This window comes from Winogradskyella ursingii (assembly GCF_013403975.1).
GTDB classification, from domain to species: Bacteria; Bacteroidota; Bacteroidia; order Flavobacteriales; family Flavobacteriaceae; genus Winogradskyella; species Winogradskyella ursingii.
On the sequence record NZ_JABFDH010000006.1, the window covers coordinates 61,368 to 86,707 of the forward strand.

The following is a 25,340-nucleotide window of genomic DNA, read 5'->3' on the forward strand; positions in this document are numbered from 1 at the left end:
TGTTGGTTCAAACAAATATAGTTCGGATTCTGTTAATGCGCTATTGCAATTTTAAGCTTTGCCTCAACGTTTCATCACTATTGCCATTTTTGGTCCAGTAAGCAGATTTTATTGATTCTAATTTTGTTGCTTTAGTTGTTAATGTTTTTGCTGAAGCTCCAAATCCACTGACCATCGTTTCTTCCCATCCGGAAATTCCGTAAGGAAACTCTGGGTTAAAGTATAAGGTCAATGATCGATTTAAATCCGGATAAATGATTGTATAGCTATCATTTTTCAATTCTGCCTGAGCATTGTAAGCTTTAATTTCCTTATGTGCCAAACGTAAGTATTCCAGAGATGGAATTATATTAATATTTCCCGTCGGAAGACTTTGTGGATCGATTCTCAGTTTCGTCCATAATTCGTTTTCAGTCAAAGCTTTTTCTAGATTAAAATCTTCGTCGGCTTCACCCTGAAAATAGGAATGCGACATTACCTCAAAATCAGCTCGGTTATTAATTTGTGCGTAAACCTGCCCGCACCACTCCTGAACTGATGCCGAAATTTTAATGGCATGTTCATTGTTTGTCACAGGGTAAAAGGTACTCTGCATAATGGAATAAGGATAAATTCCCGTATTAAAATTTTTAGTGGCATTAAGTTTCAATACCGAAATATTGTTTTCACTGTAAGTGTCTGCCTTGACTTGTGCTTCGGGTAAAAAGTCTTCTGTGACATAAATTAAAACTGCCGTGCCGTCTCTCATTTCGCCGTAACGCGCTTGTTCTAATTTGTATGACGTGATTTCGGCCTCGCCAGCGTACCAATAATCTTTAAATTCTTTTGAGAGTTGAGCTTTACTTGCGAGTTGTTCGTTTTCCGGACGAGCAGCTTCGCTTAATTTTGATGTGGTCTCAACTGTTTCTTTGCAGGAAAAAGCTAATATTATTAATAGAACTAAACTATAAATTTTAAAAATTTTCATCTGTTTTGTTTTTCTATTGTGATGTGCAACGCTTTTCTAAAAGGTAAGTTTAAATATTTATAAATCATAATTGCAGACATTATAAAATTTACAATCCAGATAGAGATACCTACAAAAATTAATTGTTTTGCTTCACTGCTAAATTCTTTGAATTCATTAAATTCTGATAGTAATGCACCTAAAAAATAAAGATTGACCATAAAGAAAATTGCACCTATTAATATTCCTGAAATTCTGTTTTTAAAGATTAGCTGAAGTATTATAATAGTGGCAATGGCAATAAAAATGGGGTTGATAAAATATGGCGGTGCATATCCTGCTAAAATCAATAAAATGATTAGGTAGTATTCAGGTGATTTAAACAGTAGTTTTTTCATTTTATGAAGTTTCGGCTCTAAATTCTTATCAACTTAAACATAAAGTTACGAACCTAATTACCTTCAGCAATAACGTTTAACGTTTCATAAAGCAAATGGGTCGGCAAACCGACCACATTGTTGTAAGAACCTTCAATGTTTGTGATGCCAATTGCACCAATCCACTCTTGTATGCCGTAAGCACCAGCTTTGTCTAACGGTTTGTAAGCTTCAACGTAATATCTTATTTCTTCGTCCGTAAGTTTTTTAAAAGTGACCTTTGTGATGGTATGAACAACTTCTTGCTGTGATGCTCTTGTGAAACATATTGATGTAACGACTTCGTGGGTTGCATTGCTCAAACTCTTAATCATATTGAGGGCATCTGATTCATCAGTTGGTTTTTCTACGGCTTTACTATCGTGCCAAACAATGGTGTCACTCGTGATGAGAATGTCCTTCTCTTTCAATTCTTCTTTAAAAGCTTCAGCCTTTAGTTTCGCTAAATAATTTGTGATTTCTTGACATTTTAAATGGTTTGGGTAAACTTCGTCAATGGGTTTTAGTCGGACCTCAAAATTGAGATTCAATGTTTTAAAAAACGCATGACGACGTGGCGAGGCGGAAGCCAGAATAAGATTGAAATTTTTTAGTTTTTCGTTCAGCATAAGATTAAATCACAAATTTATAGAGTGCCAATGACAGCATTCCCGTGAGCATGATCAGTTTTAAAATTTGGCTTATGTGGTTGTATTGCCCTTTATGTTCGGCATTAAAGATTTTGATACAAACGTAAATTAATGGTGCAATGACCAATATAAGAAAATAGCCTATGACCAATTGTTGGGTGAACAGGTAGGTGATGACGTAATAGATCACGGAAAAAAGCGTCAGTAACACCACAATAAATGCCACTTTATTAGCGCGCTCGCGACCAATGGCAATAGGCAATGTGTTCATTCCGGCTTTATGGTCACCGTCAATATCTTCGATATCTTTTATGATTTCACGAACGAGATTAATTGCAAAAGCAAAAATCGCATAATCCCTTATAATATTGAAAAACAGAATCTGTACGCTTTTGTTGTTAGCATTCATGATTGGAAATAATTCAAAAATCCCAATTGTTAAAATGGATAATGCTATAACGACTGAAACTACAATATTACCAACCAATAGCATTTGTTTTAGAGCTGAAGCATAAATATAGAGTAGTGCTGAAGCGGCAAAAAATACCACAAACAAGGCAGATTTGCCAACGTGATTAGCCAGATAAAACCCTAAAACAACTCCGATAATATTTAACACCATAAATATAGTAAAGCCATTTTTTTCTGAAATTTGTCTGTTTATGATTATTTTTTCAGGTTTGTTTATGGCGTCAGTCGTGAGATCATAAATATCGTTAATCACATAACCTCCTGCGGCAATACACATTGTTGAAAGGACCAACAGCGCAAAATGAAAATGATCCAAACTGGTCATTACTCCATGAGATTCAGTAAAGGGTAGCAACAACGCATACTTAATTAAGTATTGCACCAGAGCAATCATTAAGAGGTTTTTCCAGCGGATGAGTTTGAAGAAGGATTGCATTTAAAGATATAAAAATTAAGAATTTCTGAAAACTGAGACTGTGAATTAAAAACTAATCATACTTAGCACTAAAATTTCCATTCCATTTATCCTGAACTTTCATTACTTGCTCAATCACATCTCTTACAGCACCTTTACCACCGTTTTTGTGCGACACATATTTTGAAATGGATTTAATCTCTGAAACCGCATCTTGAGGACAACAAGGCAAAGCAACCATTGCCATAACCGGATAATCTGGAATGTCATCTCCCATATAGAGCACTTGGGTTTTTGAAACATTATGTTTTTTCAAATAGGAGTTAAGTTGTTCAATTTTATTATGTGCTCCTAAAAAAATATCTCTTATACCCAGCCCTGAAAGTCGTTTGCGCACTCCTTCGTTTGATCCACCCGAAATTATGCACACATTATAACCTGCATCCACAGCGGTTTTTAGTGCAAAACCGTCTTTGATGTTCATTGTACGAAGAAGTTCTCCATCGGTTGTTACGGAAACGTTTCCATCGGTTAATACTCCGTCCACATCAAAAATGAACGTCGTAATGTCGTTTAGATATTCTTTATAGCTTTTGTCGCTCATTCGTTTTTGTTTTTTAAGCCGTGTGTTTGTTGAATAGATTCCGTTAACAATTTATAAATTTTTTGATGGTCTCTGTTCTCAAGCTGATTCAAATGTCGGTTTATAGTTTTTTTATCATTTCGCTTTGCAGGTCCTGTTTGTGCCATATAGGGCGAGATGTTTTGAACTTTTTTAGCAGTCTCTGAAATTAACGGTTTCAAAATATCAAACTCTATGTTTTTATTATCCGTAATCTCATGTGCAATGCGGTAGAGTTGATTTACAAAATTATTGATGAATACAGCCGATAGGTGCAAGGTCTGTCGTTGTTCAGTATTGATTTTATACGATGGACTACCAATAGCTTTGGCTAAAGTTTTCAACAGCTTATTATTGGATTTTTCTAAAGCTTGGTAACAGATGGGAACTTGTGAAAAATCCACTTTAGCATCTTTAGAAAACGTCTGCAGAGGATAGAAAACTGCACGCTCATTTTTCTTGTCTAAATCATGAATGTTCACGCTTCCCGAAGTATGTGCGACCAAACGATTTTTAAAAGGTAAATTTTCAGAAAGTTTGCCAATGCTATCATCACTAATTGCAATGATATAAATGTCGGCAGTTCTTAATTCATTTAGTTCGTCAGTAATTTCAACTTTATTAACATAAGAAGAGATAGAAGCTTTAGTACGATTGTACCATTGCACCACATCTACATTTTCAGCCTTGTTGAAAGCTTTAAAAAGATGGGTAGCTACATTGCCTGCGCCAAGTAAAACAACTGAAATCATGCTGTAAAAATAGGTAAGAAAAGACACTTGGACGGACTCAATGAGCAAAAATTATCAACTATATTTGCGCTTCAAATTCTCAAAATCAATATCAACAATATGAAACTACTAAAAGAATTTAAGGAATTTGCCGTAAAAGGTAATATGATGGAAATGGCCATAGGCATTATAATTGGAGCATCTTTTAACAAGGTTATTGATGTGCTTGCCAAAAAGGTATTATTGCCACCATTATCGTTGCTCTCAGACGGTGCAAATTTCCAGAACAAAAAAATTGTTTTGCGTGAAGCCCTTTTAGATGCTTCTAACATGGTAATAACAGAAGAAGTGGCTATTGCTTATGGTGAATTGGTTGGTGTTTTTTTAGATTTTTTGATTATTGGTTTTACAGTTTTTATTGTGGTAAAGTTTATGAACCGATTGAAGGATAGAGCACAAGACACCAAAGACCCAACTGTAAAAACACCAAAGGATATACAATTGTTGTCTGATTTAAAAGAGTTGATGGAAGAACAAAACAAATTATTGAAAACGGGTGTATAGCCCTTATAAATATTATCACAAAACTTTAACGATTTCATCTTAATTTTTGGGTCTTCCGAATAGGTAAAAAGACGTATCTTTGCACGAGCTAAAAACAGCCCATCTGCTATGCAAAAGAAAATCGCTAATATTCTATTTTCCACAAGACTTACCGCCGTTTTATTCATTGTTTTTGCCGTTGCTATGGCCACAGGTACCATATTGGACAGAAATATGGAAACCTCGCCAACGCCCTACACACGAGAGTTAATTTATAATGCTTGGTGGTTTGAGGCGATAATGGTCTTTTTTGTTATAAATTTTGTGGGTAATATATTTAGGTTTAGACTGCACAAAAAAGAAAAGTGGGCAACGTTAACACTTCATTTGGCATTTATTCTTATTCTCGTCGGTGCATTCATTACACGTTACACTGGTTTTGAAGGCATGATGAACATTAGGGAAGGTGCTACAGAAAGCGAGTTTCTTTCAGAAAAAACATACATAAAAGCATACATTGTTGGAGATTATAAAATTGATGGTGTTTTACAACGCTATAATTTCGAAGAACAAGTAGACTTTTCCCCAAGACTTGACAACGACTTTGATGAAACGGTTGACTACGCTGGCACACCTGTAAATTTTCAACTGCAGAAATTCGTAAAAGGTGCTGAAAAGGATATCATTCCGGATGAAAGTGGTGAGCGCTATCTTAAGATGGTCGAGGCTGGTGACGGAAGACCACACAATCACTTCTTAAAAGATGGAGAAGTGTCTAGCTTACACAATATTTTAGTATCTCTCAATAAAGAAGTTGATGGAGCTATTAATATATCTGAAACGGAAGAAGGCATGTTTATAAAATCGCCCTACGATGGTGAATTTATGACTATGGCGACCGGACAAACGGGTCAATTAGTGAAGGACAGTTTGCAACCTTTGGCATTACGTTCTCGATATGTCATCGGGAATATGCAGATTGTTTTCCCAAAACCTGTAGTTAAAGGGGTTTTTGATATTGTGAAAAAACCAGTCATTCTAAAAAACGATGAAGATGGGGTAGTGCTAAATGTTACAGCTAACGGTGAAACGAAGCAAGTTAATTTACTAGGTGGTAAAGGAAATTATAGTGGATACGAAGATGTAAATGTTGGTGGTTTGGATGTTTCTGTTCAATATGGCTCCAAGGTTTTAGAATTGCCATTTCAAATAAAGTTAAATGATTTTATAGCTGAAAAATATCCTGGTACTGAAAAAGCATATTCTTCTTACGAAAGTAAAGTGACCGTTATAGATAATGATGATGAAAATTTTGACTATCACATTTATATGAATAATGTCTTAGATCATGATGGTTATCGTTTTTTTCAAGCGAGTTTTGACCCAGACGAAAAAGGAACCATACTTTCCGTTAATCATGATTTATGGGGAACTTATGTGACTTATGCAGGATATATGTTGTTATATTTTGGATTAATGGCCATTCTTTTTGCCAAGAATACACGATTTGATGATATAAGGAATCGACTTAAAAAGATTAAAGTCAAAAAAGCAAAAATGGCCACTGTCATTTTAATGCTTTTAAGTTTTTCTACTTTCGCTCAAGAACATTCTGAGGACGATGGTCATGACCATTCTACAAAAACAGAAAAGCCTTTAAAGGTACAATTGGATTCTGTTCTAAAAGCCAATATTGCACCAAAAGAGCATACAGATAAGTTTGCAGAAATGGTGATTCAGGATTACAGTGGCCGTATGATGCCTATCCATACATATGCTTCAGAAATGCTCCGAAAAATTAGTAAGAGTGACGTTTATGAAGATTTAGATGCCACCCAAATTTTCCTGTCAATACAGGAAAGTCCTATGTTATGGTATAATATGCCAGTGATTTATTTAACTCCTAGAAAAGCAGACTCTATTAGAACCATTATTGGGGTTCCAAAGGATCAAAAATATGTAAGTCTTCTCGATTTCTTTACTCCAAAGGGTAGAAATAAATTGGGACCTTATATAGAAACTGCTTTTAAGGCACAAGTGCCAAATGGTTTTCAGAAGGAAGTTAAGAATACCTATGGCCGTTTAAATTTATTGTCTGATGCAATTGAAGGGCGTTCAATGAAAATATTTCCCGTTCCTAATGATGATAATAATACATGGATTTCTTCATTTCAGTATAGAAATGGTGACTATAAAGACGCCATAAATGATTCACTTTACGGCGGCTTTGTTAGTAAGGGATTCAACTATTACCTGATGACCTTAAATAAGGCCAAGCAAACAGGCGATTTTACCAATGCTAACAAATTGTTGGATGATTTTAAAAAAACCCAACAAAAGCTTGGAGGCGAAGTGATGCTGTCCGAAAAGAAGATTGAAACTGAAATCCTTTATAACAAATACGATATTTTCAAAAAATTGTTTAGCTGGTACATGTATGCTGGAACACTGCTTTTTGTATTGCTTATTTTTCAAATTTTTAAATACCGAAACAACGCTCTTAAAATTGCTATAAAAATATTGATAGGCATAATAATTTTATTATTTGCTCTTCATACGGGCGGTTTAATTGTGCGTTGGTATTTATCTGGTCACGCACCATGGAGTGATGCCTACGAATCCATGATTTATGTGGCATGGGCAACAATGCTGTTTGGATTGTTATTTGGTAGAAAAAGTGATTTAACTATTGCTTCGACTGCTTTTGTGACATCAATGATTTTAATGATTGCACATTGGAATTGGATGGATCCTGCAATTGCGAATCTTCAGCCAGTTTTAAATAGCTATTGGTTAATGATTCACGTAGCTGTTATTGTAGCAAGCTACGGACCATTTACTTTAGCGATGATATTAGGTGTTGTGGCATTATTGCTTATGATTCTTACCAATAAAAATAATAAAGAACGTATGCTACTCAATATAAAGGAACTCACAATCATCAACGAAATGGCATTAACAGTTGGGTTGGTCATGCTTACCATCGGTAATTTCTTAGGAGGAATGTGGGCTAATGAAAGTTGGGGACGTTATTGGGGCTGGGATCCAAAAGAAACTTGGGCTTTAATAAGTATTATGGTTTATGCTTTTGTGATTCATATGAGATTAGTACCAGGATTAAGAGGGCGTTGGTTTTTCAATTTTATGTCTATCATTGCTTTTGGAAGTATTTTAATGACCTATTTTGGTGTTAATTTTTATCTATCTGGGTTGCATGCTTATGCAAGTGGAGATCAAATTTTAAGTTTTCAATTCATTGCCATTACTTTGGGTGTGGTAGCTTTACTTGGCTTTTTCGCATATAGAAAACACCGGATTTATTATAAAAAGTAAATTTTTTATTTTTTTGAGTTAAAATTTTTGAATTCCTTCTTTTAGTTTTAACAAAAAATTAAGAAATGGTTGTGTCGAATTCATTGAAGTTATTTAATAATGATTTAATATTTAGTAACTTTCAGTTTTTAAACCAATCATTTCATGAACTACTTCAAAAAATTAGGAACTGGAAATCTCATTATGCTCATGCTATGTGTGGCAATCATTTTGGTTGCAGAGTTTTTGTTTCTCAGTGGCGATCGCATTCATGGTCTCTTTGTGGGACTTTGGGCGCCTACACTTTTAGGTATAATGATTTATCTAAAGCTTATAGACCATGGTAGCAGATGATATAGTTTTTTGGTTTTCGGTCATTGTAGTCATTTGCGTTGCCATTTGGGCTTTTCTTATGATTCGGGCATACAATCGAGTGAGTAAGGATAAATAGAATTCTCTAAATCTTCTTTATTATTATCATACTGGTATAACGTACTATTATTTTCTTTTTCGTTAATTTTAACTATTCTAAAATTTAATTAATGAATAAAGAAAATTTAGGCCTCAATACAATTTGTACTCACATTGGTGAAGTACCAGACGAACAGTTTAAAGGTGCTGTTTCTCCAATGTATCTCAGCTCTTCTTATGAGTTTTTGGATGTTGATGTAAAACGTTATCCACGTTATTTTAATACACCGAACCAAGAACATCTATCTAAGAAAATTGCTGCTCTAGAACACGCTGAAGACGCAATGATATTTGGTTCTGGTATGGCAGCGATAAGTACAATGTTTTTAGCGTTTTTACAGCATGGAGACCATTTAGTCGTGCAAAATACGTTGTACGGTGGAACCGTAAATTTTATAAAAGAGGAATTCCCAAAATATGGGATTGAGTATACTTTCACAGATGGTTATTCGGCTAACGATTTCGAAAAAGCCTTAAAGTCAAATACAAAGTTGATTCATATTGAAACGCCGTCAAATCCATTAATGACTATAACAGATATTGCGGCAATTGCCAAATTGGCAAAATCTAAGTCCATTTTAACATCTATAGACAATACGTTTGCTTCACCGGTAAATCAAAATCCAATTGATTTAGGAATTGATATGGTTATGCATTCGGCCACCAAATACATGGGAGGCCATAGCGATATATGTGCAGGTGCAGTTGCAAGTTCATCTGAACATATTGAAAAGATTTGGAATGTTGGAAAAAACTTAGGAGGAAGTTTAAGTGATATGACTGTTTGGCTGTTGGAACGCAGTATGAAAACTATGGGATTGAGAGTTAAAGCACAAACCGCAAATGCTATGGAAATGGCGCAATGGTTAGAAGCGCATTCAAAAATTTCAAAAGTATATTATCCAGGTATAGAATCCCATCCAGAATATCAATTGGCAAAATCCCAAATGAAAGGATTTGGAGCGATGCTATCCTTTGAGCTGACGGATGATTTAGATTCCTATCAGTTTCAAAAACATTTAAAATTGATAAAATCTTCCATGAGTTTAGCAGGTGTTGAGAGTACTGTGATATCACCACACTTAACATCTCATGCATTATTAACGCCAGAGGAGAGAGAAAATGTTGGTATTAGTGACCAATTAATACGTTTTTCTGTTGGTATAGAGGAGGTTAAAGATTTAAAAACTGATATTGATCAAGCAATTGATTGTATTTCAAAATTATAGAATAACCTATGAAATTAGATATACTCGCCATTGGCGCACACCCAGATGATGTTGAATTAAGTTGCAGTGCTACTTTGGCCAAAGAAGTTTCAAAAGGCAAAAAAATAGGAATTATAGATTTAACTCGTGGTGAACTAGGCACAAGAGGTACGGCAGAAACAAGAGATAATGAAGCGAAGAATGCTGCAGAGATTCTAGGAGTACAGACAAGATTAAATATGAAATTTTCTGATGGATTTTTTATTAATGATAAGGTACACCAATTAAAGCTCATTGAGCAGATTAGACGTTTTCAGCCAGAAATAGTTATTTGTAACGCTATTGAAGATAGGCATATTGACCATGGTAAAGGCAGTCAATTAGTGAGTGACGCTTGTTTTTTGAGCGGGTTGAGAAAGATTGAGACTGTTTATAATAAAACATCCCAAAAACCTTGGAGGCCAAATGCCGTTTATCATTACATTCAATGGAAGGATATTGAGCCAGATATAGTAGTTGATGTTACTGGTTTTATGGATAAAAAAATGGCTTCGGTAAAAGCTTATAAAACACAGTTTTTTGATCCTGATAGCAAAGAACCGCAGACACCAATAAGTAGTGCTAATTTTACAGACAGTATTATTTATAGAGCCAGAAATTTAGGAAGACTAATCGGTAAAGAATACGGAGAAGGATTTACAGTTGAGCGCTATCCTGCTGTTGATAGCCTTTTCGATTTGATTTAATGCACAAAAAAAGCTTCTCTATTATAGAGAAGCTTTGTTTTTGGGTGGAAGACCGGGTTCGAACCGGCGACTTTCGGTACCACAAACCGACGCTCTAACCAGCTGAGCTACAACCACCATTTTAATTTGGACTGCAAATGTAATTTATTTCCTATTTTCTCCAAAGTGTTTTTTCAACTTATTTAAATAAAAAAAGCCTTTCAAAAAATTTATGAAAGGCTTTTTAATTAATCTAACGTTGAGTTACTCTGTCGCTTTATCTACAACAATTCTTTCGTCTCTATTTGCAATTTCCCAAGCTGTATGAAATACTAATCGAGTTCTATTCTCTAGTAGATCATACTCAATCTTATCTGGTGTATCACTAGGTTTATGATAGTCTGCATGTGTACCATTAAAATAAAAAATCACAGGAACATTGTTTTTGGCAAAATTGTAATGATCAGATCTGTAGTAAAAACGATTCGGATCATTCTCATCATTATAGGTGTAATCTAATTCTACATTTGTATATTTTTTATTTACTTCTTCTGAAATATTGTGTAAATCCGTACTCAATTTATCACTTCCAATAAGATATACGTAATTTCTATCTCCTTCTTTTCTGTTTGGGTCAATTCTACCGATCATATCAATATTTAGATCTGCGACTGTATTTTCTAAGGGAAATATAGGGTCGTTATCGGTGTAATATCTAGAGCCTAAAAGTCCTTTTTCTTCTCCTGTAACATGTAAAAATAAAATAGATCGTTTTGGACCACTTCCTGCTTTTTCTGCCATTTTAAATGCTTCAGCAATTTCTAAAATAGCAACAGTACCTGAGCCGTCGTCATCTGCACCGTTGTAAACTTGTCCGTCCTTAATACCTTCATGGTCTAAATGCGCTGAAATAACGATAATTTCATCAGGTTTTTCAGAACCTTTGATGAAGGCTACAACATTCTCTGACATGACTTCTTCAACTTGATTCTCAACTTCCAAAGTTAATTTAGCATCTAAAACTTTAGGTGTGTCGTTTTCCAAAATTGATGGGTTTAATGCTTTACCTAAATTTTCATTTATCATGAGCATGGCCATGCCTTCCTCATTGCTCTTTAGAGCTAATCTACCAGAAGCGCCTGATTCTGCTTGTCTTTGGAAATAAGGTGCATATCTACCAAACATATTGTTATCCATTAGAATCAGTGCTTTTGCGCCGTTATCCTTCGCGGCATCCCTTTTGCTCGAAATGGATTGGCGACCATTTGTCCATTTGGTATCATCGGTAGTACCTGATGTAATGTAGTTGCCCTCAGCATCTTTAGGCTCTCCAGCTTTTGCCAAAACTAATTTACCATTCACCTCGACATTGCTATAATCTGAATAATTTTCAGCATCAATTCCGTACCCAACATAAACGATGTCATCTGTAGTAATATTCATACTTTTAGATGCCGCAAGGACGATGTGATCTTCAAAACTGTTGAAAGATTTTCCGTTAACGCTTAGTTTGGCTTCAGCTACGCTTTGTTTCTCCAAGGGTACTTCCTGAAAATAGTCATTACCACCGAGTGGAGTAGGGATGCCCATTGAGATGTATTGATTTTTTAAATATTCAACAGCCATCTTTTGACCTTTTTCGCCAGTTTCTCTTCCTTCAAATTCATCTGAAGCATACTTATAAAGCATTTCCTTTAACTCGGCAGAAGTAATGGTTGAAGCAAACTCGGTTGGACTTGCCATTTCCATTTTTGCTTTCGTTGAAGAATTTGTACTTTTTGAGGATGTTCCGCAGTTAAATAACATGGCAGAAACACCAAATACTAAGAGTAGTTTTTTCATTTTTATATAAGTGATTATAAATTAAAGTGAGATAAAGCTGGCTTTAAATCAGTTAGTATGTAATAATACAAAAATATTGAATACAGCTTAGTTGGCTTAGATTTCTTTTAACAGAATTTAACATCAAATAATCTCAACTTCGAGGCGATGGTCTGCATTGGCGATATACCATGCTGTTGCAAATATTAATTTTGTTCGTTTTGCCAACAGAGTATAGTTAATTTTATCTGCTGTATCCGATGGTTTTGTATAGTCTTCGTGCTCACCATTAAAAAAGAAAATTACAGGAACCCCTTCTAACGCAAAATTGTAATGGTCAGATCTGTAATAGTATTGATTATGATCGTTCTCTGCGTTATATTTATAATCTAGGTCTAAATTTGTGAAAGTCGTATTAGCTTTTTGAGCTACAAAATGCAATTCTGTACTCACTCTGTCTGAACCGATAACATAGATGTAATTTTCATTCTGTTTATGTCTGTCGTCCACCCGACCTATCATATCAATATTAAGGTCGACTACGGTATTTTCAATAGGAAAAATTGGGTTTTGTGTATAATACCGAGATCCGTGAAGACCGACTTCTTCAGCTGTAAGATGCAAAAAAACAATACTTCGTTTTGGTCTATAGCCGTCTTTTACAGCTTTACTAAATGCTTCTGCCATCTCCAAAACTGCTGCAGTACCTGAGCCATTATCGTCTGCACCATTATATATTTCTCCGTTGATAACACCTTCATGGTCTGAATGTGCCGAAATAAACACATATTCATCAGGAAATTCTTCACCCTCTATATAGGCGATGATATTTTGTGAATCATTTAAATTTTCTGGAAGAATCTCTTTAGGAACTTTTTGGTAATAATCAGGTAACGATTTAGGTGCATTTATATCTTGTGAGATATAGTAGTTTCGGATGTAGCCACAAACATCATTATGTCCATCTTCACCGGTTTTTCGACCATTATACTTATCTGAAGCAACTTCCTCAACGTGAATTTGTAGATCTGTAGGTTGTATTGTTTGTAGATAATTGTTTATTAAATTTTCATCTTCGAAAGAAATACTCTTTTTTAGATTATCGATTTTTTCACTGTGCCTGAGCGTTGCACATGATCCAACAAGTATAAGTGCGGAAGCAATTAAAACTTTCATAATGAAATATTTGCGCTAAAATAAGTTAAAAAACTGAAAAAATTTTCTTGCTATTAGAATAGAAATTAAAAGTCATCATCAATTTCAATATCCTCTAAAATATCTTTAGAATCTTCCAAATTTTCTTCTGCTCGTTGTTCAAGTTGTTCTGTGTCGCCTAATTCTGCAGTGCTGAATAGATTTTTGTAAATGGTTAAACTCAATGATATAATAATCAAAAGAAAAATATACTGAATGGTCTTGGTTTTTTTCTTGTCTCTCTTAGAAATGAGAACAACAATCAAACCACAAAGAAATGCTACTATAATCGGTGCAATTGCTAAGTTTGATAATGGAGTGACAGCCAGAACTACTGCTAATAACGCACTGACAAAACCTAACACGATAAAAACTTTTTTCATAACCAATTAATTTTTGAGACCAGATGCTGATATTAATTTCAGTTCGCCATTACCTACTGGTATTTTAAATTTAGCATATACGGGCGTTTTGTTAGCATCCGCAGTTAGCCACAACAGATTAGCATTATTGCCTTTTAGAACGTCACTTCCTTTAATTGAAAGAGCCAGTTTATAACATAACTTATTTCCGATTTTTGTAGACAAAGTTTCTTTACCGATTAGTTGTACAGTAACGATAGTTTCTTTATTATCAAAGAGCACGATGAAATTCTGTTGGTCACCAACGTTTGCTTTGTCAATATCTAAATTTCTTATATGGTATAGTGTAGATACAATGTCCTTGGTGTTTGTGCTGATTTTTATTGATTTATTCTCATCCCAAATTTCACCGTTATTTTTCTTTTTCCGTTTAAGACTTTTAACCAAATTTGATTTGTGATCATAGGTATACTGCATAAATTTGTAATACCCACCTTCGCTTATATCTCTTTTGTAAAGGTATGGAGTCAAGGTTTTTGGGTGCACGTAGCTTTCGTATAAATCTCTAATTTTAAAAAAATTATCCATTTTACTATACGTGGCAGCAGAGCACTTTAATCGCATTAAAGTATTTTTTGAAGTTTTTACTTCACTTGTTTCCATTGTTACCTGTGCAATATCGGTCATAAGTCCAGACATATTGTAGGATGCTGAATACACTAATTTTTCACCGTTTGCTATTGTTGTATTCTGAGCCCAAGCCAAAGAACTAAAGAAAGCTAAAAAAATAATCAGAAAATTTTTCATATTTATTGATGTAATAATAGTATCATTTACTGTGCCGAAAAATACGATTCAAAATTAAATGAAGCTAATTTTTATTTTTCAATTAGTAGTATTGAATTTTAATTAAAAAACTAGATAAAAAACTTTGACTAGAATAAAAAGGACTATATATTTGCACCCGCTAAAGGAGAAATGGCAGAGTGGTCGAATGCGGCAGTCTTGAAAACTGTTGAGGGTCACACCTCCGGGGGTTCGAATCCCTCTTTCTCCGCGAAAATTAAGCCAAATGTCCTGCATTTGGCTTTTTTATTGTTCTATACTGAAGAAGATAAGCGAATAATTCTTAGAGTTTAGAAATTTGATTTTTATAAGAAATTTAATTGCAATTTTTAACTGATGAGCTTTGTTATTTTATTTGTTTCTCAAATGTAATTTTATCGAAAGTATTTAATATAGCTGTGATCAAATCAATACAATTAAGAAAATAGTTGCAATTTTAATTAAAACAATAATCGTGAGGATGTTTTTTGATCTCAAGTTCTTAGGAGGATCCACTATCCAATTATTAATTCTGCAAAAACAGCAAAATGGTCTTAAGGAAATTTAGAAATAATAGTGCGGACAGCATCTAATGTTTAATTATTCTAAGATGGATGTGCATTCCAAACGCACCTATTAAATTCTAAAAGATTTTTGTTGTCGGTAATATAGGTAAAACTGTTGTCGCTTTAGCTTATCAATCAGATTTGGTTGTCGTCACCATATTCCATACTTGTAAATTTTTCAATTAGCGGTTATTATTGTCCATAGCCTTGAGGCACAGTTAGGTTAGGATTTGAAAAAAAATTAATTTCATAGGACAAGATTCAATTTATCAGTCTAAAGGTTAGGCGTCTTTTAGTAAGCGAACCAGCAAAATTCGAAATTTGATCAATCTAATTGGGTTCAAATTTTGTGAACGATATTATGATAAAAAAAGCATAAGTGCCGCCGCAAGTGCGCCGCCAACTAGTGGGCCAATTACGGGAATCCATGCGTACGACCAGTCACTTGGAGCTTTATTCTTTATTGGTAAAATAGCATGCATAATTCTTGGGCCTAAATCTCTAGCAGGATTAATAGCGTAGCCAGTTGTACCACCCAGAGAAAGACCAATAGCCCAGACCAAAAAGGTAACGGGTAATGCTCCTAAAGAGCCCAAACCTACCACGGTTTCTGTATCGTTTATGGTGGCGTCTGTAAAATACAGAATTGTAAATAATAGAACAAAAGTGCCTACTGCTTCGCTGAAAAAGTTCGAGAATGTATGTTTAATTGCTGGAGCTGTACAAAACACGGCTTTTTTAGTCTCAGCATCTTCGGTTACTTCAAAATGTTTTTTGTACATCACCCAAACTGTTGTTGACCCTATCATTGCACCAAGCATTTGAGCTACAATATACATTGGTACATCTGCCCAAGGAAGCGAGCCAGCTATGGCGAGAGAAATCGTTACGGCTGGGTTGATGTGTGCGCCACTGTATGGGCCACTGATGACAACGGCTACATAAACTGCCAGTGCCCAACCCGTTGTAATTACAATCCATCCGCTGCTATGGCCAAAGGTTTTGTTAAGTGCGACATTCGCAACTACGCCACCACCAAGTAATATTAAAATTGCAGTTCCAATAATTTCAGCTATAAATGGTGTCATAATAAATTTATTTTATGTTATTATCTGTCCAATATTCTAAAGCATCAATTGCTCTGTACCAACCTTTTATGTTTGCTTCGATTTTCTCTCTATTTGAGATTGGGTCAAAGCTTTTGTCAATTTGCCATATATTTTGTATTTCCTCAGGACTTTCCCAGAAACCAACTGCCAAACCTGCTAAAAATGCCGCACCCATTGCTGTGGTTTCTACCACTTTTGGCCTTATTGTTTTAGTGTTTAGTACATTAGATTGAAATTGCATCAGCATATTATTGATTGTTGCTCCTCCATCTACACGTAATTCCTTAATTGACATATCCGCATCTGCTTCCATGGCTTTTAAAATGTCCATAGTTTGAAATGCAATAGATTCCAATGCGGCTCTCGCGATATGAGCATCAGTACTTCCGCGAGTAAGTCCGAAAATAGTTCCTTTTGCATGTTGATTCCAATGTGGTGCACCAAGACCCGCAAAGGCAGGAACAAAATATACTCCATCCGAAGATTCAACAGAAGAAGCGAGTTGTTCTATGTCTGAAGAATTTCGAATAATTTTTAAGCTGTCTCTTAACCACTGTACTACAGCACCTGCGATAAAAATACTTCCTTCTAAAGCATAGGTGGTTTTTCCATCAATTTTCCATGCTACAGTAGTCAGGAGATTGTTTTCTGAAATAATAGGTTTATCGCCAATATTCATAAGCATAAAACAACCAGTACCGTAGGTGTTTTTTACCATTCCAGGCTTGGTACACATCTGACCAAATAATGCCGCTTGTTGATCTCCCGCAATTCCCGCGATAGGAATTTTAGAATCATAAAAAGTAGAGGTGGTGTGGCCATATATCTCACTGGATTGTTTTACTTCTGGCAACATGCTTTTTGGGATGTTTAGAAGTTCTAACAGCTCATCGTCCCATTGCATAGTATTTATATTGAACAACAGGGTTCTCGAGGCATTAGTAACATCGGTAATGTGTTGTTTTCCTTTAGTGAAATTCCAAATGATCCAGGAATCAATGGTGCCTAAAATTAAATCTCCGGCTTCAGCTTTTTTGCGTGCACCGCTAACATTATCAAGAATCCATTTTACTTTTGTGCCAGAGAAGTATGAGTCAATTACCAGTCCGGTTTTTTCTTTAATTAATTTCTCCTTGCCATCTTTTTTTAGTTGATCACAGTGATCTGATGTTCTTTTGTCTTGCCAGACAATGGCATTATAAATAGGTTGGCCTGTCTTTTTATCCCAAACTACAACAGTTTCTCGCTGATTGGTTATACCAATTGCAGCTATATTTTCAACATTTAAACCCTTCTTCGCAATGGCTTCAGCGGCAACTCCAGCTTGTGTGGACCATATTTCCTGTGCGTCATGTTCTACCCAGCCTGGCTTCGGAAAATGTTGTGTAAATTCTTTTTGCGCCATTGATACAATGTTTCCTTTTTTGTCAAAAACAATTGCTCGTGAGCTCGTGGTTCCTTGGTCCAAGGCAAGAATATATTTTTCCATAGTTAAAGATTGATTATTTTAGGACATATTGATCTGCCACAGTTAGAAATTCGGAAATTTGAATTTGGCGCCATTCATCTGTCTGGTTTAATTCTTTACGTAAAACTTCCCCAACATAAGGTGAAATTTCTATAGCGGCTTTAGCATCTAAAAATAATACTCTTACGCGACGTGCTAACACATCTTCAATCGTTCTGGCCATTTCATTTTTTATTGACCAAACAACTTCAGCTTTCGTAAATTCTAGCCTTGGATGAAGTGGTTCTGCTAAGGTTGGGTCTTCATCTATTAATTTTTGAATGCCATATTTGTCCGTCCCATAGAAAAAAAGCCTGTTAGATTTATCAACGGTGCCATTGGCTCCGTGAATGAGTAAATCTTCTGTCTTACAATCTCGCTGCTGTAGATTTTTAAGATTAATCATTTTATCAACGGTGTCTTGAGCCATTTTACGGTAGGTTGTCCACTTGCCACCTGTAATGGTAATCAATTCTGAATTTGAAACAATAATTTTATGGCTACGTGAAATTTCCTTGGTCTTCTCAGATTTATCTTTTGGTGCGGCCAACGGTCTTAAACCAGCAAAAATGCTCAACACATCGTCCTTGGTGACATGTTTATTTAGATATTTGTTAGCCGTATCAAGAATAAAATTAATTTCTTCCTTCAAAGGTTTTGGTTCTAAACTATGGCTGTCCAAAAGCGTGTCTGTAGTACCAACAACCACACGATCATGCCAAGGGACTAAAAATAAAACACGTCCATCGTCGGTTTTTGGAATCATAATGGCATCATTTCCCGGTAAAAAAGAACGGTCTAGAACGAGATGGATACCTTGGCTGGGACGTATTTTATCTTCAGCATGTTGGTTGTCCATTTTAAGAATTTCATCAGTAAAAACTCCGGTTGCATTTATAATGGTTCTACCGCTGAGTTCATATTCCTTAAGTGTTTCGGTATCAATAGCAATTATCCCATTTACCAAGTTCTTTTCGTCTTTGGTAAGGTTTTTTACTTTAAAATGATTTAGTAAGGTTGCTCCATTTTCTATCGCGGTTTGTGCAATATTAACTGCTAATCTAGCGTCGTCAAATTGACCATCATGATAGACAACGCCTCCTTTTAGTTTATCTTTCCGTACTGTTGAAAGTCTGTTTACTGTCTCTGATTTGCTGATGCCCATTGATTTTCCGAAACTCAATTTTCCTGCTAAAAAGTCATAAACTTTGAGTCCTAAAGTGTAAAACCATTTGTCCCACCATTTGTAATTAGGTATAATAAAAGGTTGATTGCCAACGAGGTGCGAGGCATTTTTTAACATTAGACCACGCTCATGTAGGGCTTCTTTTACTAAATCTATATGTCCTTGTGCTAAATAACGGACACCTCCGTGAACTAATTTTGTGCTTCTGCTTGATGTTCCTTTTGCAAAATCGACCTGTTCTAAAAGTAACGTCTTGTAACCTCTTGTGGTGCAGTCTAACGCAACTCCAAGTCCTGTTGCTCCGCCACCAATGATAATAACATCCCATTTTTTGGTGTGTTTTAGTTGGTCAATCAATAAGGATCTTTCGAACATTAAATTTTCTAATATATAGTTGAAACAAATATATGGTTTTTTTAAAACGAAATTAAACGAAATAAATAATAATCTATATAACATCAAAAAGGTTTCATATAATTTCGTTTTATTATATTTGTGTCATATATGAAACGACATCAAATTATATTAGAGAAGTTAAGGCAGGAAAAATACCTTGAAGTGGCAGATCTTTGTGAAAAATTTGATGTCTCTGCAGTGACCATTAGAAAAGACCTTAAATTTTTAGAGGAGAAAAGGTTGCTTTATAGAACTCACGGTGGAGCGTCATTGGATAATCCTTATATTAATGAGCGTGCGGTAGTTGATAAAGAGAAAATTTCTGTGGAAGAAAAAAATGGTATCGCTCAAATGGCTGCAAGTCGTATTGTGGAGAATGATTCTATAATGATAGCTTCTGGTACTACGGTACAAGCACTTTCAAAATTTTTAGTAGCCAAAAACAAGCTAACGGTGATTACTTCTTCGCTCTATGTAGTGTTAGAATTGCTACCATATAAAAATATAGATATTTTGCAGTTGGGTGGCTACATAAGGCATAGCTCGGCATCTGTTGTAGGTTCATATTCAGAATATATTCTCGATAACATATCATGTAGCAAAGTTTTTTTGGGTGTGGATGGTATCGACTTTGATTATGGATTGTCAACCACCAATCTTGATGAGGCTGAACTCAACAAAAAAATGATTACCGCAGCTCAAAAAGTTATTGTATTGGCTGATTCCTCAAAATTTGGAAAAAAGGGCTTTGCGAAAATTTGCTCGCTATCTAATATTGACGAAATCATTACTGACAAAGGAATTTCAGATTATAACGTTAAACGACTCAAAGAAAAAGATATAAAAATAACTATAGCTAATCTGCCAACAAGAATCAATTAGCAATAAAAAAAACAACCATTTTACTTCTGTTAAAAGTACCTGTTTACTAAGAGAATACTTAGAAGAGTGAGTCATTTGCTGAATATATTGCTCCCATACGTGATGATTTAAGTTTAAAAATTATTTCATATTGAAGAAGATCCGGAAGAACGAAACGACTTGGCAAAATCCTATCCTGAACTTATTGAAGAGTTTGAAGAGGCCTATAGAAATGGGTGTATTAAGAATATTAAATAGACTATATTTTAAAACTGAAATTTATTATAGTAGGTTGAATTGTGTACTTTTGTAAAAAAGTAATATGTCTATAATAGAACAGTTAAAATGGCGCTATGCGACCAAAAAATTCGACCCTACAAAAATTCTTTCTAAAGATAAACTCAATATTTTAAAAGAAGCTTTTAATCTAACAGCACTGTCTTACGGTCTACAGACGTTAAAAATGGTAGTTGTTAAGAATAAAGAATTACGTGAGAATTTAGTTGCAATTTCCTTTGGCCAACGGCAGGTTGTTGATGCCTCACATTTATTGGTTTTGTGTATTCAGAACCAGATTAATGAGGAAGATGTAAATCAACATTTTGATGCAATACAAGAGGTAAGAAAAACGCCTGAATCTATTCTTAAACCTTTCCGATTAGATTTAATGACCACAATTAACAATATGCCAATTGAAAAAAAATCAGATTGGGCTACAAAGCAAGCTTATATTGCACTCGGTAATTTAATGACTATTTGTGCTGTAGAAAATATAGATAGTTGTCCAATGGAAGGGTTCGACCCTGCTGAACTGGATAAGATTCTAGGTTTAGAAAAACATGATCTTAAATCTGTTTTACTATTGCCAGTTGGATATAGGGCAGAAGACGACATGTTCGCGGATTTTAAAAAAGTCCGTAAACCGCTTTCCGAAACCATCGTGGAATTATAGCTGCAAAACACTGTTTAGAAATCTCAAAATATTATCTTTAAACTATACCTAAAATTTTAGAAATAACTTATGCCAGGATTTGAATTATTTAGTGATTTAGAAAGAAAAGAAGTTAACGATGTTTTGGATAACGGAGTGCTGATGCGTTATGGATTTGATGGTATGCGCAACGGTCACTGGAAGGCAAGAGAACTTGAGTTTGAGTTGAGCGAATCTTTTGGCTCAAAGCACGTGCAATTAGTATCAAGTGGAACTGCTGCTGTTTCTGTGGCACTGGCTGCTGCAGGTGTTGGAGCAGGTGATGAGGTCATTATGCCAACATTTACGTTTGTAGCAAGTTTTGAAGCCATAATGATGCTTGGGGCCATTCCGGTTTTAGTTGATATTGATGACACTTTAACATTAGATCCTAAAGCTGTTGAAACTGCAATTACAGATAAGACAAAAGCCGTTATGGTGGTTCAGATGTGTGGTAGTATGGGCAATATGGATGCTTTGAGTGACATTTGTAGAAAACATAATTTGATTTTTATCGAAGATGCCTGCCAAGCTATTGGCGGAACTTATAAGGGTAAACCATTGGGTAGTATTGCCGATTTAGGGTGTTTTTCATTCGACTTTGTAAAGACGATTACATGTGGAGAGGGTGGAGCAGTAGTAACCAATAATATTGATTATTACAGAAATGCCGATCATTTTAGCGATCATGGTCACGACCATATTGGTAGCGATAGAGGTGCGGAAACTCATCCATTTTTGGGCTATAATTTTAGAATTTCAGAACTACATGCTGCTGTTGGTTTGGCACAAGTGAGACGACTGCCAGAGTTTATCGCTATTCAGAAAAAAAACTATACCATCTTGAGAGACGCGTTATCCGAAATACCTGAGGTTACATTTAGAACTGTACCTAAAGGTGGTGAAGAAAGCTACGCATTTTTAAATTTCTTTCTGCCAGATTTAGAAACAGCTCGTAAAGTCTCCACGGGCTTCAAGGAGAATGGAGTGGATGTTTGTTGGAATTATTATGACAACAATTGGCACTATATTAGAAAATGGAATCATTTTAAGGATTTAAAATCACTATATCCTATCTCGCCAGAAGTAAAAAATGGGTTAGAATATCTTAAAACAAAATCTTTTGAGCAATCTGATCATTTTATTGGTCGCAATATTTCTTGCTTGATAAAGCTTTCTTGGACTGAAGAAGAGATTAGGGATAGAGCTGCTAAAATGAAGAAAATCATACAAGGCTTAGTGTGATTCGAAATTAAGTCTAGATGTATGGTTTTTGTATAGCCCATTTATTGATAACAAGCCATGAAAGATCTTAATTTTGAAAATAAAAAATGCTATTAGATAATAGATCAATAATATTACTTGTTCTTTTTGTCAATGGCTTGATGGCTCAACAAATGCCAATTGATTTTTCAGATAATGCCGATAATTTTATTGGTTTTGCCAATAGTAGTTTTTCTTTTGCCACAGATCCTGAAGACTCGACCAATTCAGTTGGTCAGTTTTTTAATGACGGATCAGAATCTTGGCAAGGGTTTTATATTGATTTAGCTTCTCCTATAGATTTAAATTCCGAAAAAATTATAACCCTTTCATTTTATGCTTTCGATCCCAATGTCCACAATATATATGTGAAGTTAGAGCAGGGCAGTAATCCAGATATAGAAGTAGTTAGAAATACATCAACTATAGGGTGGACCAATAATATTTCTTTCGATTTTTCTAATGCTACAATTAGCGGAACATCGACTTCTGTTAATGCTACAGGAAGTTACTCAAGATTAACTATATTTATAGATGGAGGAGAAACAGTTTCAGGTACGTACTTAATTGACAATATTGACGATGGTTCGGAGCCAACTGATCCTTATGAACTGGATGTGATTTATAATGATTTAGTTTGGGCAGATGAATTTGATACAAATGGAACAATTGATAGCAACAATTGGTTCCATCAAACGCAATTGCCTGCTGGTGGCAATTGGTTTAATGGTGAAGAGCAACACTATACCAACCGCATTGAAAATTCTTTTGTTGAAGATGGATTTTTAAACATTGTAGCCAAAAAAGAAAGTTTCACAGATCAAGGTGAAACAAAGCAATATACGTCGGCTAGATTAAATTCTAAGTTTGCCTTTACTTATGGTAGAGTAGATGTTAGGGCAAAATTACCATTTGGAGAAGGCACTTGGCCCGCAATTTGGACCCTTGGAAAAAATGTAAATGAAGATGGAGGCTATTGGGATACTCAAGGTTTTGGTACAGTAAACTGGCCAGGCTGTGGTGAAATTGATATTATGGAACATGGCTTAGGCGAAACAAATCACGTTAGTAGTGCTTTGCATACACCCTCTAGTTTTGGTAATACCATAAATGTTAGATCTTACATTTTAAATGATGTTGCCAACGAATTTCATGTGTATTCCATGAACTGGTCTCCAGATCAGATTACGTTTTTAATAGATGGAGTAGGTTTCTATACGTACAATCCTGCGGTAAAGGATAGTGATACGTGGCCATTTTTTGAAGATCAATACTTGTTACTAAATGTTGCAATGGGAGGAATCTCCGGTGCTATAGATTCCAACTTTACCGAAAGCAGTATGGTTATTGATTATGTGAGGATATACCAGAATAGTGCATTGGGAATTGAAGATAAAATCTCGGAAGAATTCAGAGTATATCCTAATCCTGCGACATCTACTATAAAAGTGCAATCAATTAATCAAATTGACCGTATAGAACTCTATAATTCTTTAGGTCAATTGGTTTTGGTTAATAACCATGATATAAAAGAATTGAACTTAGAGGATATCGAAGCAGGGATATATTTAGTAAAAATATACTCAGAGAATACGACGGTTATAAAAAAGGTTGCGGTTAATTAATAGTTAACGTATTCAACAATTTCAAGACCATAACCAATCATTCCTACTCGTTTAGTTTGCAAACTATTGGATATTAGCTTCAACTTGCTGATTTTGAGATCATGCAAAATTTGAGCACCTATACCAAAATCTTTTGAATCCATTGCTATGCTTGGGGCTTTTATCAATTCACCTTCAACTTGATTTTCTTTTAAAACAGCCAATCTGGCTAAAAGATTCATGGATTGTGCCTGTTGATTAATAAATATTATGGCTCCCTTACCTTCGTTATTAATCACCTTGAACATATCATCCAATTTCTTGTCGGCATTGTTTGTGAGCGTTCCCAAAATATCATTATTAACCAATGTGGCATTAACACGAGTTAGGATAGGATCGTCTAATTTCCAAGTTCCTTTTGTTAGTGCAATATGCACTTGATTGTTGGTAGTCTGTTGGTACGCTCTAAGTCTAAATTTACCGAAACGAGTTTCAATATTAAAATCTTCCTTTTTTTCTATTAAAGAATCGTGCTCCATTCTATAGGCCACTAAATCTTCAATCGAAACAATTTTAAGATCAAATTTTTTGGCTACTTTGAGCAACTGTGGCAAGCGAGCCATAGTACCATCATCGTTCATAATTTCTACAATGACTCCAGCTGGTTCGAAACCTGCTAAGCGAGCAAAGTCAATTGCAGCTTCTGTATGGCCAGTTCTTCTTAAAACACCACCATCTTTGGCAACGAGTGGAAATATATGTCCAGGCCTGGCAAGTTCAAACGACTTAGTTTCCTTATTTATAAGTGCCTTTATTGTTTTTGCTCTATCACTAGCAGAAATTCCCGTGCTTACACCATTACCGCGTAAATCTACTGAAACGGTAAAGGCCGTTTCCATTGGGTCAGTATTATTACGTACCATCATGGTCAAGTCTAAATCCTTGCAACGCTGTTCGGTTAAAGGAGCACAAATTAGTCCACGTCCATGAGTTGCCATAAAATTAATGGTTTCGGGTGTGACGCTTGCTGCTGCTGCCAAAAAATCACCTTCGTTTTCACGATTTTCGTCGTCTACTACGATAATCACCTTTCCTTGGCGAATATCTTCAATAGCCTCTTCAATAGTATTTAATTGTGTTTTTGCACTAACGGAATTAGAAATCAT

General features: G+C 35.2%; 23 protein-coding genes and 2 tRNA genes. 10 read left to right on the top strand and 15 right to left on the bottom strand.

Annotated features, from left to right (window positions below; translation table 11 throughout):
* Positions 1-40: 40 nt before the first annotated feature.
* The 6 genes from HM983_RS14645 to HM983_RS14670 are packed head-to-tail and all read right to left on the bottom strand — an operon-like array spanning position 41 to position 4,272.
* Positions 41-967 (bottom strand): septum formation inhibitor Maf, encoded by a 927-nt coding sequence (locus HM983_RS14645; RefSeq protein ID WP_179346489.1) that lies wholly within the window; start codon positions 965-967, stop codon positions 41-43.
* Complete coding sequence (locus tag HM983_RS14650; RefSeq protein WP_179346490.1) at positions 964-1,344, bottom strand: hypothetical protein; 381 nt, start codon at positions 1,342-1,344, stop codon at positions 964-966. Before HM983_RS14650 ends, HM983_RS14645 begins: the two co-directional genes overlap by 4 nt.
* Positions 1,345-1,397: 53 nt before the next feature.
* Positions 1,398-1,991 (bottom strand): Maf family nucleotide pyrophosphatase, encoded by a 594-nt coding sequence (locus HM983_RS14655; RefSeq protein WP_179346491.1) that lies wholly within the window; start codon positions 1,989-1,991, stop codon positions 1,398-1,400.
* Positions 1,992-1,995: 4 nt separating this feature from the next.
* Positions 1,996-2,919 carry a geranylgeranylglycerol-phosphate geranylgeranyltransferase gene (locus HM983_RS14660; protein WP_179346492.1) on the bottom strand — a complete coding sequence of 308 codons (924 nt, stop codon included), beginning with the start codon at positions 2,917-2,919 and terminating at the stop codon, positions 1,996-1,998.
* Between the two features lie 52 nt (positions 2,920-2,971).
* On the bottom strand, positions 2,972-3,502 hold the full coding sequence (locus tag HM983_RS14665; RefSeq protein ID WP_179346493.1) for a KdsC family phosphatase: 531 nt from the start codon (positions 3,500-3,502) through the stop codon (positions 2,972-2,974).
* A complete protein-coding gene (locus HM983_RS14670; RefSeq protein WP_179346494.1) occupies positions 3,499-4,272 on the bottom strand; it encodes a Rossmann-like and DUF2520 domain-containing protein in 774 nt (257 codons plus the stop codon). The genes HM983_RS14665 and HM983_RS14670 overlap by 4 nt, the downstream gene beginning before the upstream one ends.
* Before the next feature lie 99 nt (positions 4,273-4,371).
* Between HM983_RS14670 and mscL the strand changes: the two genes are divergently transcribed.
* The 5 genes from mscL (at position 4,372) to bshB1 (ending at position 10,531) form a co-directional block, all read left to right on the top strand.
* Complete coding sequence (gene mscL / locus HM983_RS14675; RefSeq protein WP_179346495.1) at positions 4,372-4,815, top strand: large conductance mechanosensitive channel protein MscL; 444 nt, start codon at positions 4,372-4,374, stop codon at positions 4,813-4,815.
* 108 nt (positions 4,816-4,923) lie between these two features.
* Entirely contained in the window at positions 4,924-8,127 is a 3,204-nt protein-coding gene (gene ccsA / locus HM983_RS14680; RefSeq protein ID WP_179346496.1) for a cytochrome c biogenesis protein CcsA, read from the top strand.
* 144 nt (positions 8,128-8,271) lie between these two features.
* Positions 8,272-8,460, top strand: coding sequence for a hypothetical protein (locus tag HM983_RS14685; RefSeq protein WP_179346497.1), 189 nt, complete (start codon positions 8,272-8,274; stop codon positions 8,458-8,460).
* A gap of 188 nt (positions 8,461-8,648) precedes the next feature.
* A complete protein-coding gene (locus tag HM983_RS14690; RefSeq protein WP_179346498.1) occupies positions 8,649-9,806 on the top strand; it encodes a trans-sulfuration enzyme family protein in 1,158 nt (385 codons plus the stop codon).
* Positions 9,807-9,814: 8 nt separating this feature from the next.
* Positions 9,815-10,531, top strand: coding sequence for a bacillithiol biosynthesis deacetylase BshB1 (gene bshB1 / locus HM983_RS14695; RefSeq protein ID WP_179346499.1), 717 nt, complete (start codon positions 9,815-9,817; stop codon positions 10,529-10,531).
* A 42-nt stretch (positions 10,532-10,573) separates the two neighbouring features.
* On the opposite strand, the gene HM983_RS14700 is transcribed toward bshB1, so the two are convergent.
* From HM983_RS14700 to HM983_RS14720, 5 genes are all read right to left on the bottom strand, one after another.
* Positions 10,574-10,649 (bottom strand) — tRNA-His (locus HM983_RS14700).
* Positions 10,650-10,774: 125 nt separating this feature from the next.
* Positions 10,775-12,352 (bottom strand): M28 family metallopeptidase, encoded by a 1,578-nt coding sequence (locus tag HM983_RS14705; RefSeq protein WP_179346500.1) that lies wholly within the window; start codon positions 12,350-12,352, stop codon positions 10,775-10,777.
* A 123-nt stretch (positions 12,353-12,475) separates the two neighbouring features.
* Complete coding sequence (locus tag HM983_RS14710; protein ID WP_179346501.1) at positions 12,476-13,507, bottom strand: M28 family metallopeptidase; 1,032 nt, start codon at positions 13,505-13,507, stop codon at positions 12,476-12,478.
* Between the two features lie 65 nt (positions 13,508-13,572).
* Entirely contained in the window at positions 13,573-13,908 is a 336-nt protein-coding gene (locus tag HM983_RS14715) for an FUSC family protein (protein ID WP_179346502.1), read from the bottom strand.
* A 6-nt stretch (positions 13,909-13,914) separates the two neighbouring features.
* Positions 13,915-14,694, bottom strand: a complete 780-nt coding sequence (locus HM983_RS14720; protein WP_179346503.1) for a DUF3108 domain-containing protein — start codon at positions 14,692-14,694, stop codon at positions 13,915-13,917.
* Positions 14,695-14,859: 165 nt separating this feature from the next.
* Here HM983_RS14720 and HM983_RS14725 point away from each other — a divergent pair.
* Positions 14,860-14,944: transfer RNA gene (locus tag HM983_RS14725), tRNA-Ser, on the top strand.
* Between the two features lie 693 nt (positions 14,945-15,637).
* Here the strand turns inward: HM983_RS14725 and HM983_RS14730 are convergent.
* The 3 genes from HM983_RS14730 to HM983_RS14740 are packed head-to-tail and all read right to left on the bottom strand — an operon-like array spanning position 15,638 to position 19,455.
* On the bottom strand, positions 15,638-16,366 hold the full coding sequence (locus tag HM983_RS14730; protein ID WP_179346504.1) for an MIP/aquaporin family protein: 729 nt from the start codon (positions 16,364-16,366) through the stop codon (positions 15,638-15,640).
* A gap of 7 nt (positions 16,367-16,373) precedes the next feature.
* Entirely contained in the window at positions 16,374-17,876 is a 1,503-nt protein-coding gene (gene glpK, locus HM983_RS14735) for a glycerol kinase GlpK (RefSeq protein WP_179346505.1), read from the bottom strand.
* Positions 17,877-17,889: 13 nt separating this feature from the next.
* Positions 17,890-19,455 carry a glycerol-3-phosphate dehydrogenase/oxidase gene (locus HM983_RS14740; RefSeq protein WP_179346506.1) on the bottom strand — a complete coding sequence of 522 codons (1,566 nt, stop codon included), beginning with the start codon at positions 19,453-19,455 and terminating at the stop codon, positions 17,890-17,892.
* Between the two features lie 129 nt (positions 19,456-19,584).
* Between HM983_RS14740 and HM983_RS14745 the strand changes: the two genes are divergently transcribed.
* From HM983_RS14745 to HM983_RS14760, 4 genes are all read left to right on the top strand, one after another.
* Positions 19,585-20,358, top strand: a complete 774-nt coding sequence (locus tag HM983_RS14745) for a DeoR/GlpR family DNA-binding transcription regulator (RefSeq protein WP_179346507.1) — start codon at positions 19,585-19,587, stop codon at positions 20,356-20,358.
* A 301-nt stretch (positions 20,359-20,659) separates the two neighbouring features.
* Positions 20,660-21,289, top strand: coding sequence for an NAD(P)H-dependent oxidoreductase (locus HM983_RS14750; RefSeq protein WP_179346508.1), 630 nt, complete (start codon positions 20,660-20,662; stop codon positions 21,287-21,289).
* Positions 21,290-21,358: 69 nt separating this feature from the next.
* Positions 21,359-22,552, top strand: a complete 1,194-nt coding sequence (locus tag HM983_RS14755; RefSeq protein ID WP_179346509.1) for a DegT/DnrJ/EryC1/StrS family aminotransferase — start codon at positions 21,359-21,361, stop codon at positions 22,550-22,552.
* Positions 22,553-22,638: 86 nt separating this feature from the next.
* Positions 22,639-24,195, top strand: a complete 1,557-nt coding sequence (locus tag HM983_RS14760) for a family 16 glycosylhydrolase (RefSeq protein WP_246277528.1) — start codon at positions 22,639-22,641, stop codon at positions 24,193-24,195.
* Here the strand turns inward: HM983_RS14760 and ribB are convergent.
* A complete protein-coding gene (ribB, locus tag HM983_RS14765; protein WP_179346510.1) occupies positions 24,192-25,340 on the bottom strand; it encodes a 3,4-dihydroxy-2-butanone-4-phosphate synthase in 1,149 nt (382 codons plus the stop codon). The two genes, HM983_RS14760 and ribB, sit on opposite strands and share 4 nt — an antisense overlap.

Bases quoted from the DNA above. Each gene is read 5' to 3' on its own strand.
- HM983_RS14645 (WP_179346489.1), bottom strand. From the start codon at position 967: ATGAAAATTTTTAAAATTTATAGTTTAGTTCTATTAATAATATTAGCT.
- HM983_RS14650 (WP_179346490.1), bottom strand. From the start codon at position 1,344: ATGAAAAAACTACTGTTTAAATCACCTGAATACTACCTAATCATTTTA.
- HM983_RS14655 (WP_179346491.1), bottom strand. From the start codon at position 1,991: ATGCTGAACGAAAAACTAAAAAATTTCAATCTTATTCTGGCTTCCGCC.
- HM983_RS14660 (WP_179346492.1), bottom strand. From the start codon at position 2,919: ATGCAATCCTTCTTCAAACTCATCCGCTGGAAAAACCTCTTAATGATT.
- HM983_RS14665 (WP_179346493.1), bottom strand. From the start codon at position 3,502: ATGAGCGACAAAAGCTATAAAGAATATCTAAACGACATTACGACGTTC.
- HM983_RS14670 (WP_179346494.1), bottom strand. From the start codon at position 4,272: ATGATTTCAGTTGTTTTACTTGGCGCAGGCAATGTAGCTACCCATCTT.
- mscL (WP_179346495.1), top strand. From the start codon at position 4,372: ATGAAACTACTAAAAGAATTTAAGGAATTTGCCGTAAAAGGTAATATG.
- ccsA (WP_179346496.1), top strand. From the start codon at position 4,924: ATGCAAAAGAAAATCGCTAATATTCTATTTTCCACAAGACTTACCGCC.
- HM983_RS14685 (WP_179346497.1), top strand. From the start codon at position 8,272: ATGAACTACTTCAAAAAATTAGGAACTGGAAATCTCATTATGCTCATG.
- HM983_RS14690 (WP_179346498.1), top strand. From the start codon at position 8,649: ATGAATAAAGAAAATTTAGGCCTCAATACAATTTGTACTCACATTGGT.
- bshB1 (WP_179346499.1), top strand. From the start codon at position 9,815: ATGAAATTAGATATACTCGCCATTGGCGCACACCCAGATGATGTTGAA.
- HM983_RS14705 (WP_179346500.1), bottom strand. From the start codon at position 12,352: ATGAAAAAACTACTCTTAGTATTTGGTGTTTCTGCCATGTTATTTAAC.
- HM983_RS14710 (WP_179346501.1), bottom strand. From the start codon at position 13,507: ATGAAAGTTTTAATTGCTTCCGCACTTATACTTGTTGGATCATGTGCA.
- HM983_RS14715 (WP_179346502.1), bottom strand. From the start codon at position 13,908: ATGAAAAAAGTTTTTATCGTGTTAGGTTTTGTCAGTGCGTTATTAGCA.
- HM983_RS14720 (WP_179346503.1), bottom strand. From the start codon at position 14,694: ATGAAAAATTTTCTGATTATTTTTTTAGCTTTCTTTAGTTCTTTGGCT.
- HM983_RS14730 (WP_179346504.1), bottom strand. From the start codon at position 16,366: ATGACACCATTTATAGCTGAAATTATTGGAACTGCAATTTTAATATTA.
- glpK (WP_179346505.1), bottom strand. From the start codon at position 17,876: ATGGAAAAATATATTCTTGCCTTGGACCAAGGAACCACGAGCTCACGA.
- HM983_RS14740 (WP_179346506.1), bottom strand. From the start codon at position 19,455: ATGTTCGAAAGATCCTTATTGATTGACCAACTAAAACACACCAAAAAA.
- HM983_RS14745 (WP_179346507.1), top strand. From the start codon at position 19,585: ATGAAACGACATCAAATTATATTAGAGAAGTTAAGGCAGGAAAAATAC.
- HM983_RS14750 (WP_179346508.1), top strand. From the start codon at position 20,660: ATGTCTATAATAGAACAGTTAAAATGGCGCTATGCGACCAAAAAATTC.
- HM983_RS14755 (WP_179346509.1), top strand. From the start codon at position 21,359: ATGCCAGGATTTGAATTATTTAGTGATTTAGAAAGAAAAGAAGTTAAC.
- HM983_RS14760 (WP_246277528.1), top strand. From the start codon at position 22,639: ATGCTATTAGATAATAGATCAATAATATTACTTGTTCTTTTTGTCAAT.
- ribB (WP_179346510.1), bottom strand. From the start codon at position 25,340: ATGATTTCTAATTCCGTTAGTGCAAAAACACAATTAAATACTATTGAA.